10 protein-coding genes are annotated in these 12,276 nt (G+C 44.9%); 4 read left to right on the top strand and 6 right to left on the bottom strand.

Annotation, left to right across the window (positions count from 1 at the left end; translation table 11 throughout):
* Positions 1-112: 112 nt before the first annotated feature.
* From CCS02_RS01410 to CCS02_RS01385, 6 genes are all read right to left on the bottom strand, one after another.
* Positions 113-1,012, bottom strand: a complete 900-nt coding sequence (locus CCS02_RS01410) for a helix-turn-helix transcriptional regulator (protein WP_072837929.1) — start codon at positions 1,010-1,012, stop codon at positions 113-115.
* 159 nt (positions 1,013-1,171) lie between these two features.
* Positions 1,172-2,476: an L-fucose:H+ symporter permease gene (fucP, locus tag CCS02_RS01405; protein WP_072837922.1), complete on the bottom strand. Its 1,305-nt coding sequence runs from the start codon at positions 2,474-2,476 to the stop codon at positions 1,172-1,174.
* A gap of 363 nt (positions 2,477-2,839) precedes the next feature.
* Positions 2,840-5,242 (bottom strand): zinc/cadmium/mercury/lead-transporting ATPase, encoded by a 2,403-nt coding sequence (locus tag CCS02_RS01400; RefSeq protein WP_100635401.1) that lies wholly within the window; start codon positions 5,240-5,242, stop codon positions 2,840-2,842.
* A 97-nt stretch (positions 5,243-5,339) separates the two neighbouring features.
* Entirely contained in the window at positions 5,340-5,624 is a 285-nt protein-coding gene (locus tag CCS02_RS01395; RefSeq protein ID WP_012069321.1) for a hypothetical protein, read from the bottom strand.
* A gap of 122 nt (positions 5,625-5,746) precedes the next feature.
* Positions 5,747-6,286 (bottom strand): hydrolase, encoded by a 540-nt coding sequence (locus CCS02_RS01390; protein ID WP_100635400.1) that lies wholly within the window; start codon positions 6,284-6,286, stop codon positions 5,747-5,749.
* A gap of 33 nt (positions 6,287-6,319) precedes the next feature.
* Positions 6,320-6,919 carry a pentapeptide repeat-containing protein gene (locus CCS02_RS01385; RefSeq protein ID WP_100635397.1) on the bottom strand — a complete coding sequence of 200 codons (600 nt, stop codon included), beginning with the start codon at positions 6,917-6,919 and terminating at the stop codon, positions 6,320-6,322.
* A gap of 206 nt (positions 6,920-7,125) precedes the next feature.
* Here CCS02_RS01385 and CCS02_RS01380 point away from each other — a divergent pair, with 206 nt between their 5' ends.
* The 4 genes from CCS02_RS01380 (at position 7,126) to CCS02_RS01365 (ending at position 12,254) form a co-directional block, all read left to right on the top strand.
* Positions 7,126-8,955: an ABC transporter permease gene (locus CCS02_RS01380; protein WP_100635394.1), complete on the top strand. Its 1,830-nt coding sequence runs from the start codon at positions 7,126-7,128 to the stop codon at positions 8,953-8,955.
* A gap of 1 nt (position 8,956) precedes the next feature.
* Positions 8,957-10,141 (top strand): ABC transporter ATP-binding protein, encoded by a 1,185-nt coding sequence (locus CCS02_RS01375; protein WP_100635392.1) that lies wholly within the window; start codon positions 8,957-8,959, stop codon positions 10,139-10,141.
* A gap of 24 nt (positions 10,142-10,165) precedes the next feature.
* Positions 10,166-11,284 carry an ABC transporter substrate-binding protein gene (locus CCS02_RS01370; RefSeq protein ID WP_100635390.1) on the top strand — a complete coding sequence of 373 codons (1,119 nt, stop codon included), beginning with the start codon at positions 10,166-10,168 and terminating at the stop codon, positions 11,282-11,284.
* A 97-nt stretch (positions 11,285-11,381) separates the two neighbouring features.
* Entirely contained in the window at positions 11,382-12,254 is an 873-nt protein-coding gene (locus CCS02_RS01365; protein WP_100635387.1) for an inositol monophosphatase family protein, read from the top strand.
* Positions 12,255-12,276: the final 22 nt, after the last annotated feature.

Raw genomic sequence — 12,276 nt, 5'->3', positions numbered from 1 at the left:
ACCTTATTTGTATTTATTGTTTTGCTTCATTATGGGAATTAATATCAAGTGTGCTATCCGATTTTTGACCTGCTCAGTAGCCGTTTTTTGACCTTGATAAAGTCACCTTTTATTAAAGATACAAAAATTGCCTATCCAACCACGGCATAATTCGTTGTTTCAAAAGTACTACGTCTACTCCTGCATAGGCTTGCCCCACACTCACTAAACTTACCGACTCCCGCTTAAGACGAAACTCCGTTGGCGTACAGTCATATTCTCGGCGAAACGCCATATTAAAGGCTTTTACAGAAGGAAAACCATGATCAAAAGCGATATCTGATACGGCTTTTTTAGGTTTCTGTGCCAAATCTGACAAGCTTTTTTCTAATCGATAAAGGGTCAAATAGCGTAGAAAAGTCTCGCCTACTTTGGCTTTAAAATACCGGCTTAAATAGGCTTCCGACAAACCTCGCTCCTCAGCTAACAAGGACAAAGAGAGATGCTCTTGGTAACGCAATGTAATCTGACGTAACAGGTCATTCATCAATAAAGTAGATTCAAGAGAGTCCGCTCTAATTGCATTAGTCGAAGGAAAGTAGCGAGCAAACAGCAAGCCAAGTTGGGCAAGTAAACTTGTTTGCGCCTGTTGCCAATGACCCGCCTTGTAGTAGTGTTCCCACCACAAATGCGCCATCAGCCGCTTAATCGTTGGCAGCATATTTTTCTGAACCAAACTCCATGCTTTCATTGGGCAAGTATCCAGAGCCACTCCAGCAAAGTTATGCTGTAGACAAAGTACTAAATTATCATCCTCGGTAGATTGAGTGGCGTGAGGCAATTCTTTATTAATAAATAAAACATCGCCTTCCTGCAAAAGCAGTATTTCATCCATTACCTGAACACGAATACGGCCTTTCACCACCCATAAGCATTCATGTGCATCGTGATGATGCAAATCACATTGAGTCACAGAATGAGCAAATATGCGGCTTTCTTCTTCTAATATTTCCGCTCTGTTCGATAAATACATAACAAACTAACATCCTTAATCATCCAACTAAAATCAACCACGAGCCGTTTCAACATTGATTTGAGTGAGCAGGAATCATAAAGAAGTAAGCGTATAAAGTCACAGACAAAAAAAAGCCCCGCATTCGCGAGGCTCTTTAGAATTCATTATAACCAGTAATTAAACAGAGGTATTTTTCACTGAGAACATTCCGTAAGCAGCTACAACCAAGAAGCAAACGGCAGGCACAACATATGAAAAAATCGCGCCGTACTCATCGATAGTCGCGCCTTGGATCAATGGCATCACGGCACCACCCAAGATAGCCATGACCAAACCCGCAGAACCGAATTTAGTATCACTACCAAGACCATCCAACGCAATGCTGTAAATCGTTGGGAACATCAAAGATAAACAAGCGGAAATAGACACAATCGCCCAAACACCTGTTACATCTGGCACCATCACAGCGTATAGGCATAAAGCAGTCCCCAATAGAGCCAAGATACTTAGCAACACAGCAGGACGGAAAAAGCCCATCAACCAAGTCATCACAAAACGTGACACCAAGAAAATAATCAAGCTGTACTGCAAGTAATCAGAAGCACTAGCTTCGGTTCCACCTAGTGTTTCTTGCACATATTGAATAGTAAAAGTCCAAGTACAAGTTTGTGCGGCAACGTTGAAGAACTGTGCAAGTACACCCCAACGGTATTGTTTTCTAGCGAATAATCGGCCCAATGTCGCCATAAAGTCAATCGTCTGAACTTCATCAACATTTACTGTGTTAGCCGATTTAGGCACGCGCATAAAATAGATAAACGCCCAAATGATCATCAACACAAAAGCCATGCCGACATAAGGTGTCATCACGCTGTTTAGTTCATCTGCTCGAATGCTCAGCAGCATTTCTGGCGCCATGCTGGCTCTTTCTTCTGGAGATGCGGTATTTAGATTAGGAAGAATCAATGTCGCTGCAAGAAATACACCGATGTTGGTGCCAACTGGGTTAAACGCTTGAGCCAAGTTTAAACGGCGTGCTGCACTGCCTTCTGGCCCCATAGTCATAACAAAAGGATTCGCTGAGGTTTCTAAAATAGACAAGCCTGCTGCCAAAATAAACAAGGCAGCTAAAAAGAAACCATACGTCATCGAAACACTGGCAGGATAAAAAGCCAAGGCACCTAAAATAGCCAAGCCTAAACCTGTCAACACACCCGCTTTATAAGAGTAACGAGCGTTAATAAACGCCGCAGGAATCGCCAAACAGAAATACGCGCCATAATAAGCGAACTGTACTAAAGCGGATTCAAACGTGCTCATGGTAAAAATTTTACTAAACACTTTTACCAATGGATCTGTCATGTTGGCGGCAACGCCCCATGCAGCAAAGCAGGTAATTAACAAGATAAACGCAATTTTCATGTTCGGATAAACGAACGGAGCAGAAAGGGATTTTTCAGGAGCTGTATTTTGATTTTTCATAAAGCAAACAACATCTATTATTTTATAGTTGGATGATAGGACGTGCTTGCTACCCTCAAAGAGACAGACTAAAAGCACCTCGCCACCATCAGACATTGATATAGGCTAACCGCAGTTTGGACATTATTTTGGTTGATTTAAAACCACCAAAAAGTGCCTTTTCTACGACCAACATCAAACACAAGGTGCGAGATCCTACCACCAACTTTCTATAAAAATGCGCTTGTAAAATAAAACTTAGCTCTTTGTAAGCGGATTAATCTTTTCTTACCCATTTCATTAACATAAATGAAATATTCATGACTGGCGGTTCATTTTCAGCGACTTTATTAGGTAACAAAAGCCAAACAAACCTTCAATGTCTCACAACCTTTTCGAAAGCAGTCGCAAGGCATTCGCTGTAACCAATGCGGTCGCGCCAGAATCAGCCAATACCGCCAACCATAACCCAGTTATACCCAGCAAGGTCGTCACCAGAAACACCGCCTTCAAACCTAAAGCAATGGTGATATTCTGACGAATGTTGGCATTGGTCGCACGCGATAAGCGAATCATTTCAGCCAATCCTTGCAAGCGATTATGCGTCAAAGCCGCGTCCGCGGTTTCTAAAGCTACATCGGTGCCACTTCCCATGGCAATGCCGATAGTGGATGCTTTCATTGCTGGCGCATCATTGATGCCATCGCCCACCATGGCTGTCGCTTGCTGTTGATTCAACTCAGTGACAGCCATAACTTTGTCTTCTGGTAATAAATCCGCTCGATAATCTATATTCAACTCGGCTGCAATCGCAGCTGCGGCACGGGCATTATCACCCGTTAACATCACGCCATTAATTCCCAAAGCCGCTAAATCTTTAAGCGCCGCCTTAGCATCATCGCGTAGCCTATCCCGCAAAGCGATCAAGCCCGACAATTCACCTTTTTCGAAAACAACAACGACAGTTTTACCTTCTTGCTCAAGACGAATAACTTCCTGTTGTATAGAGTCATCTAACACTTGCTCTAACTTACTTGGCGAACTAATCTTGATTTTCCTACCTGCAAAATCCCCTTCCACACCAACACCAGCCAAGGTTTTGCGATTATCAGCATGCACTAATGCAATGCCTTGTTGTTCTGTGTAATCAACAATGGCTTTCGCCAATGGATGATGAGCCCCCATTTCAACGGACGCTGCAGCAGCCAACAAATCATTAAAGTTAGAACCGTTTAAAGTAACTACATCCGTCACACTTGGTTTACCTTCTGTAAGCGTGCCGGTTTTATCAAAGGCGATGGTTTTTATTCGACCAAGTTGCTCTAACGCTAATCCGCCTTTAATCAAAGCGCCACGACGAGTCGCCGCCGCCAAACCAGACGTAATCGCCGCTGGCGTCGAAATAACCAAGGCACAAGGACAACCAATCAACAACAAGGCTAAACCACGATAAATCCACGTATCCCAAGGTTGAGCAAAGGCCAAAGGCGGAATCAAGATCACCAAGACAGAAATCAGCATAATCACAGGCGTATAGATACGGCTGAATTTATCTAAGAAACGTTCAAGCGGTGCTCGGCGCTCTTCCGCTTCTTCAATAAGGTGTAGAATTCGATCAATGGCATTATTACCCGGTTGCGACACTACTTTGAGTCGCACAACTCGATCAGCTAACAAGCTCCCTGCTGGCACTTTTTCATCTCGTAATCGTTCAACAGGTACAGATTCACCCGTCAACGCGCTTTCATCGAAATTTGCCATCTCGGACAAGAGCTCAGCATCGGCAGGCAAACGTTCACCCGGCGACACTTCTATTTCATCCCCTGGACGTAAATCCGCTATAGCGATTTTTTGACGCACACCATTTTTGATGATTAAGGCTTCTTCTGGTAACAAAGCCATCAAAGCGCTCACGCCTTTACGCGCACGGTTCGCCGCAAACGATTCCAAGCATTCGCCGATCATAAAGAGCAACAACACCATGGCGGCTTCTGCGGTAGCACCAATAAATAATGCACCTATCGCTGCAACACTCATCAAGGTTTCAATGGCAAACGGCGAGCCACTGCGCATCATCCGCCATGATTTTTTCATGATAGGCACTAAGCCAACCAAGGTAGTGACTATAAAGGCGGTTTCGCCAAATAATGGATTGAATTGCGCGATACCCCAGCTCAATAACATCAGCACTGCCAAAGCCGCAATCGGACCGTATTCACTTAATTGCTGGCGTGAAAACCATGACGTCGTTTTTTGATCTGAAATAGTTTGCTGAGTGTTTTCTTGCTGAGAGTGCTGCTTAGAAGCGCTTTCACCAAAAGGCACCAAACTAAAGCCAATACCTTTCACTGTGTCTTGGATTTTGTCAAAAAGATCCGAATCTGCCTGAACGCGTAATTTTTCGGTAGAAAAAACCACATTCGCGCTCACCACGCCATCCAAAGAAGAAACCGCCTTCTCAATAGAACGTGCACAACTGGCGCAATCCATCCCATTGACTCGCCAAGTATAAGTTTGCTTGGCAGTTTCTTGCGCTACTGAGGCATAGTCACTGGAATCAGCGGATGAGCAACAACTGGGGACGTCTTCATCATCAGAAGTACAGCATTGGCTTTCGTTTTGACTGCTATCATTGCTTGCGCAACAAGAGGAAGCTTCACTTGGCGTCGAGCAACAAGAACTGCTCGTCTCTTGATGTGAGTGTGATGAATGGTCTTTTGCTTGATGACACTGACATGAAGAATGAGATTGGCAATTTTCTTTATGTTGACCTGATGAATGATGCATATGGCTCTCCTGTTTTTAAGCTATAAGGAGAGTGTAGACCTTAGAGCACACTCCAAGGTCAAGCACCAGTTTCATATTATTTAAATAAAAAAGAGCCTTAGCTCTTGATCGAAACACCTTCTACTTCTAATACTGTTTTCGCATCTGTGCGTTCCATGATTTTCACCAAGGCGGATTGAATCACTTCGTCTTCACGTACATCACTTTGGCCCGCAAAACGCTGATCTTGTGGCTCAGCGCCTTCTTCTGCGGTAAAGGTGACAATCACTTCTGTGGCGATGTCTTCAGTATCGCCGAAGTAAGCAATGGAAAGTTGCGGATAACCTTTGAAACCCATTTTAACTTTCTTTGCGATACGTTTTTTAGATTTATCTATGTTCATGCTGCCTGCCTAAAGGGAAAGGTATTGAGTCTCAATGAAAAACTATTGCTGGATTAAACCACAAAGCAGACCGTTCAAGATAAATTAAATCGATATAACGAGCCGCAATCGTACAAAAGTTTTTACTTAATTAAACTCAACGCACTTCTAAACTCATCCGCTCGACAATCACCAATCAACTCAAACAAACACATTTCAAGACTAGTCACTTCTGCCCCTTTGCGAGCTAACTTGGCAAGCGCCATGTCTTTATTCTCTATAGCTCGTGACGACACACAATCGCTCACCAGTTCCACTTCATAACCCAAATCTAGCAAGCCCAACGCCGTTTGATAAACACAAATATGCGCTTCAATACCGCTCACTAACCAAGTATTCACCTTGGTTTTTTTCACGGCATAGACAAAAGTAGGTTCACCACAGGCGCTAAACGAATACTTAGCAATTGGCTCAACCATATCCAGAACCTCTCGTAATTCTGGTACGGTTGCGCCCAGTTTTTCTGGATTTTGTTCCAACCACAGAATGGGCAAGCCCAATAACTTTGCGGCCTTCACCAATTTAACGAGATTGGCGATAAACGCCTCGCTGTCATGAACAATAGTTGCTAACTTTCCTTGAACATCGATCACGACCAAACCCGTTTTATCTTTTCTTAACATGCCATTTTCCTTTTTTATTTTTATCCGTTACCTTTAAACCAATTTGATCCCCAGTGACGTCAGCAAACTTACCGCTTCATAACGACAAAATATCGCGTTCTTGATGGTGTTCTTCTTCACATCAATATCGTAGTTGGTCGCGCCGTTAAAATCCGCGCCAGTTAGATTAGTATTCACAAACAAGCTATTGGTTAAATCGGTTCCAGTAAAACGCGCACGAGACAGTGTCGCTTCTCTAAAATCCACATCATGAGCACGGCACTCTTCGAAAACAATTCCTGATAATTTCAAGTCATAAAACGACGAGCCATTAACCATACATTCTTTAAAAAAAAGCGGCGCGCCAAGCTCCAAGCCTCGCCAATAAGCTTTTGTCCAATCCACACCCAAGACTTTTGATTCATAAAACTGTACATCTGAGAACTTACTATTTCTCACATTCACCGCGGTCAACTTGCATTTACGGAACTGACAATCTTTAAAAGTACAAGCATCAAAAAACGCTTCGGTAAAATCACAAGATTCAAACACACAAGACTCAAACACCTTACGGCTCACACTTTCCTGCACCATAGCTAAATCAGTAAAGGTTTTTCCGTAAAAAGCCTCATCGTTCGGCAATACATGTTCCATTGAATACTCCCACTAGTAGTGAAGCTAAAGTAACAGCAGAAATACAGTGGCTCAATCTAAAACACGCTTAACCTCGAATCATGCCATTTAACCTCATCAAAAGTGCGTTAAAAAACTTTTTTTGCACATATGTGCAAAATGTCATCGGTTTGTCATAGACGAAGATTATTGTTTAGAAAATTAAATGTTTTTCTAAGGAATAACTTATGACCACCTTGCTCACCGCAGCAGAGCAAAAGAAGCCAAATCTTTGGCGACGCGCAAGGCATTCATTTGCTGTTGCCAGACATGAACCCGCTAATTTGATTGGCCTTGTTCTGGCTATTTTCTTTGCTTATTTGATTCTTGCACCTGTGCTCTCGATTCTTGTAGATTCCTTTATTGTGCAATCCGGTGATGAAGCAAGAACCCATCAGGACGAAGGCAGTTTCACCTTTTACTATATTGTACGAACTCTGTATTCACGCATTTCTGAAATCCTATTATGGCAACCGCTGTACAACACCTTAGCCATTGCCGCTGGCACTATGGTATTTTCAATGAGTATTGGCGTGGTGCTGGCGTGGTTAGTAAATCGCACTAACATGGCGGGACGCGCTTGGTTCGCCACGGCGCTGATTGTGCCTTTTATGTTACCGACGTGGACGTTCGCCCTCGCTTGGACGACAATTTTTAAAAACCGCACCGTTGGTGGACAACCCGGCTGGCTAGAATCCTTAGGCATCACTACATCAAACAGTGTGGCTTACGGTTATTTTCCTATCGTTTTTATCTTGGTTTTGCATTACACGCCATTGGTAATTTTGATTGTGGGCAATGCGTTACGTCGTCTAGATACACAAATGGAAGACAGCGCTCGTGTGCTCGGTGCGCCATCACGAGTCATCGCCTTCTCTATCGTATTACCCTTGATTCGCCCTGCATTAATGTCAGCGGCTTTATTGATATTTGCCGATTGTATTGGCGAGTTCGCGGTTCCGTATATTCTAGGTTTACCAGTGCGATACGACACATTAGCAACCGGACTTTATCGCGCCTTAGACACTCGTCAAAACGGCGTGGCAGCGGTGATCGCTGCGGTTATTATGATCATCGGTGTGATTACTTTGCTGATCGATGTTCGCATGATGAAAGAAGCTCGCCGCTTCGTAACCGTCGGCGGTAAGGGCAACATGGACAGGCTACGCAAACTGGGCCACATGCGTTTGCCTGCTTCTGGATTTGCTGGGGCCTTTGTTTTAATCGGTGTGGTGCTTCCATTACTGACATTATTCCTATCCACCATCATGATTTTGCCCGGTCGCTTTACGCTGGAGAACTTCACCTTTGATTATTGGATCGGCAGCAATTTAGACACGGTTGCCCTTCGTAACGGCATCTTGTTGACGCCAGAGTTTTGGCAAGCCGCGTGGAATACTATTGTGATTGTCGGTTCGTCTTCGATGATATCTGGCGTCTTAGGGTTGTTAGTCGGTTATGCAGTATTACGCTGCTCATTCAAAGGTGTGGGTTCTTTCTTACGCCAAATTACCTTCTTGCCTTATTTGGTTCCCGGTATAGCCTTTGCGGCGGCATTTTTATCTTTGTTCGCTGTGGCTCGCGGCCCAATTCCGGCGCTGTACGGAACACCGCTGATTCTCATCATCGCCCTCGTCGCAGAAAAAATGCCCTTTGCAAGCCGGTCAGGTATTGCAGCTATGACGCAACTGGGCAAAGAACCCGAAGAAGCTGCACGTATTGCTGGCGCCAATTGGTTTAGCCGCATGGGCAAAATCATTATTCCAATACAAGCTGGACCATTGGCAACGGGCATTCTGCTGCCTTTCATTTCCGGCATTAAAGGCGTCAGCCTGTTCATTATCTTGGCGATTCCATCCACCGATGTACTCACCACGTATTCACTGCGTTTACTCGATTACAACTACGACCAAGCCGCCAATGCGGTGGTCTTGATGATTGCGCTTATCGCTTGGCTTGGTACCGTATTGATCCAAAAGATCTCCGGTACGGGTTTGGCTCAAGGACTGGAGAATTAATATGCCTACTATCACATTAACCAATCTCACAAAATGCTACGACGGCAATACTGAACCTTCCGTCAACAAGGTTTCACTGACGGTAGAAGATGGCGAATTTATGTGTTTGCTTGGCCCATCTGGCTGCGGCAAAACCACGATTTTGCGTATGATTGCTGGTATCGAACATTCCACCAGCGGTGAAATTGCCGTAGACGATTTAGTTGTCGATTCTGTGCATCAGTCTTGTTTCATTCCGCCTGAACAACGTCGTATTGGATTGGTATTTCAGAACTATGCTCTGTGGCCGCACATGACAGTAGAGCGCAATGTGGATTTTGGTCTGCGCTTACAAAAGGTGCCAGCCCAAGAACGCAAAGAACGTTGTTTAGATGTGATGAGCAAGTTACGCATTCTTGAATACGCAGACCGTTATCCGTCTCAATTGTCTGGCGGTCAGCAACAACGCGTTGCCTTAGCACGCATGCTGGCGGTGAATCCGGGGGTTTTGCTATTAGACGAGCCATTATCGAACCTTGATGCGACCCTTCGCCTCGAAATGCGCGCCGAGCTGCGCCGTTTACATCAAACCTTTGGCACAACCATTATTTTTGTCAGCCACGACCAATGGGAAGCCATGACGCTTGCCAATACCATTGCGGTCATGAACAAAGGTCAGCTGCAACAAATCGGCACGCCAGATGAAATTTACGCCGAACCAAGCAATCGTTTTGTGGCTGAATTTATTGGCAACCCGAAAATCAATCTGATCAAGCTAGAAGATTCTAATGCCGAGGCAATAAACATTGCGAAGCACATTCAAGCGAGACGACTCGAAGTCGACAACGCCAAAGTGTGTGCCATTCGTCCGGAAGAAATCATTCTGACCGACAGCGCCAACATTAATACCTTGCCCATGACCATTGAAAACATCATGCCCACTGGCGGCAGCTGGGTGATTGAACTTAGTTTCGGTGAAGACAGATTATTCCACTCCACTCAGTCTCGCCCGAGATGGCGTGAAGGCGATCAGGTAAACGCTTATTTACCAACGCCATCACTGCATTTTTTTGATCACCATGGCAACCGACTTGTGCTCTCCAGTAATGGTAGAGACTTCGACAATTTACTGCTCAGCTCGTCTCGATCTAATTCAAGAGACGCTAACCAGAAACACACCAATCAACCCTACGCTAAACAAGCATAAGCTAAACTTAAAAAGGAAACTGTTATGAACTTCCCGATGAAAAAAAGCCTTCTTGCACTGAGTGTTAGCTTAACAGCCCTCGGTTCTATTTCAGCTTCAGCCGCAGACTCGTTTGATCTTCAAGCATTAATCGCGGCCGCCAAACAAGAAGCACCGTTGACTGTGTACGATTCAACAGGAAAAATCGTTAAGCAAGCCGAGTCCTTTAGCAAAAAATACGGTATTCAGGCTACGGGCATCAAAGCCAAAGCGTCGCAAATTCTAGAAATCGTCAGCCGTGAAGCCAAAGCCGGTAACGTCAAAGCTGACGTCGCTATTCTTGCCGATGCGCCTGCAGGTATAGAACAGCTTTTATCAAAAGGTTACGTGACTAGCTGGGTGCCGACCGATTTGGCGGAGCACATTCCAGCCACCTACCAAAGCCCACTAACCGTGGTTTTGGCACCCAACATTTGGGCCTATAACACAGGACTTTACGACACCTGTCCAATTACCAATATTTGGCAACTTACCAAGCCTGAATGGCAAGGTAAGATCGCCATGCAAGATCCGCTTGGCAAGCCATCTTACACAGATTGGTTTAACCAGCTAGCCACACATCATGACAAAGCCATGGCCGATGCGTATCAAGCAGAATTTGGTAAGCCATTAAAAACCAAAGAAAACAGCGCCACCGCGGCTTTCATAAAAGCCCTCGCAGAAAATCATCCACTAGTCACTAGTTCTGATACAGAAGCCGCTAACGCTGTTGGCGCACCAGATGTGAAAGACAGTTTTGTCGGCATGGTGAGCGCGGCAAAATTTCGTCAAAACGAAAATGGTATGAAGCTGGGTCTTTGTGCCGATATGGTGCCATTTAGCGGCTGGAGCTATCCAGGTTTAGGCTTTATTACCACGGGAACGAAAAGCCCGAACGCAGCAAAATTGTTCATTCATTACATGATGACAGCCGAAGGCATCGCGCCACAGGGTGTTGACGGTAAAATGTCGACCAACCAAACCGTTAAACTACCTGATAACGAGCCAGCAGGTATCGATAAAGTCCGCGACCAAATTATGGGGTACGATGCTTCTACGGCAAAATCTGACTGGGAAAGCCGTCAAGACTGGCAAGACCTATGGAGCTTAAGCTTTAAAAAGTAAGCTAGAGATAGCTTCAGTAATAACTAAAAAAGAGATCAGTTAGGACAATAAAATATCTAGCTGATCTCAATCCAACATTTTAGAAAAGGATCCATCCTTGACACCCAACAACATCAAAAAAAGCGAACTAGAAAAACGCGAAGCCGCCCTGCACTCTATTACTCTAACCGCAGGAGCATTAGCACTAGAAAGCTATCGCGCCAGACAACCCGGCGATTTTACACTGAAGGGCCAGCAAGACTTTTTGACCGAAGCCGACGCACTGGTCGAAGAACACATTCGCCAAGCTATTTATAACCTTTTTCCTGAAGATGGATTACTTGGGGAAGAAACAGGAGGATCAACATCTAACCCCTCGCTTTGGGTAGTTGACCCGATTGACGGCACCGCCAACTTCGCTCGGGGCATAGATCATTTTTGTATTTCCATCGCCTTTGTGCATAACGGCGATACGTTACTCGGCGCGATTTATAATCCAGCGACGAACGAAATGTACTTGGCTAGAAAAGACCAATACGTCACAAAAAATGGTCAAGCTCTACGTGTTTCTAGCATAAGGGATACTCATAGCTCATCCTTTGAATTAGGATGGTCTACACGTGTTCCCCAAGATATCTACTTGGCAATAGTTTCTTCTCTTCTGGAAAGCGGTACCAATATACGACGTGGTGCCTCTGGTGCATTGGCATTGGCTTGGGTAGCCGAAGGCCGAACCGACGGCTACGCAGAATCGCATATGAATGCATGGGATTGCTTGGCAGGTTTACTTATGGTGCGAGAGGCTGGTGGACGAACTGGTGTCTACCCTAAAACTCACGAGGAGATAGCGCATGGTGGACCGATTCTCGCTGTCGCTCCCGGTGTGGCAGAACAGTTTGCCAATGACACCATGATATCGCTTGCAGCTGAACATAATGACCAAAAAGAGACGAATAACCAACGCGCGACTGAGCTTGAACTTACAGCCTAACACCTTGGCTCATTTGTACTTT

The organism is Marinomonas sp. ef1, assembly GCF_002806845.1.
Classification (GTDB): domain Bacteria; phylum Pseudomonadota; class Gammaproteobacteria; order Pseudomonadales; family Marinomonadaceae; genus Marinomonas; species Marinomonas polaris.
This window is presented reverse-complemented; position numbering and strand designations above follow the sequence as displayed.

What these genes read in the sequence shown, in the direction of transcription:
- CCS02_RS01410 (WP_072837929.1), bottom strand. Translation starts at nt 1,012, where the DNA reads ATGTATTTATCGAACAGAGCGGAAATATTAGAAGAAGAAAGCCGCATA.
- CCS02_RS01400 (WP_100635401.1), bottom strand. Translation starts at nt 5,242, where the DNA reads ATGCATCATTCATCAGGTCAACATAAAGAAAATTGCCAATCTCATTCT.
- CCS02_RS01395 (WP_012069321.1), bottom strand. Translation starts at nt 5,624, where the DNA reads ATGAACATAGATAAATCTAAAAAACGTATCGCAAAGAAAGTTAAAATG.
- CCS02_RS01385 (WP_100635397.1), bottom strand. Translation starts at nt 6,919, where the DNA reads ATGGAACATGTATTGCCGAACGATGAGGCTTTTTACGGAAAAACCTTT.
- fucP (WP_072837922.1), bottom strand. Translation starts at nt 2,476, where the DNA reads ATGAAAAATCAAAATACAGCTCCTGAAAAATCCCTTTCTGCTCCGTTC.
- CCS02_RS01375 (WP_100635392.1), top strand. Translation starts at nt 8,957, where the DNA reads ATGCCTACTATCACATTAACCAATCTCACAAAATGCTACGACGGCAAT.
- CCS02_RS01390 (WP_100635400.1), bottom strand. Translation starts at nt 6,286, where the DNA reads ATGTTAAGAAAAGATAAAACGGGTTTGGTCGTGATCGATGTTCAAGGA.
- CCS02_RS01380 (WP_100635394.1), top strand. Translation starts at nt 7,126, where the DNA reads ATGACCACCTTGCTCACCGCAGCAGAGCAAAAGAAGCCAAATCTTTGG.
- CCS02_RS01370 (WP_100635390.1), top strand. Translation starts at nt 10,166, where the DNA reads ATGAACTTCCCGATGAAAAAAAGCCTTCTTGCACTGAGTGTTAGCTTA.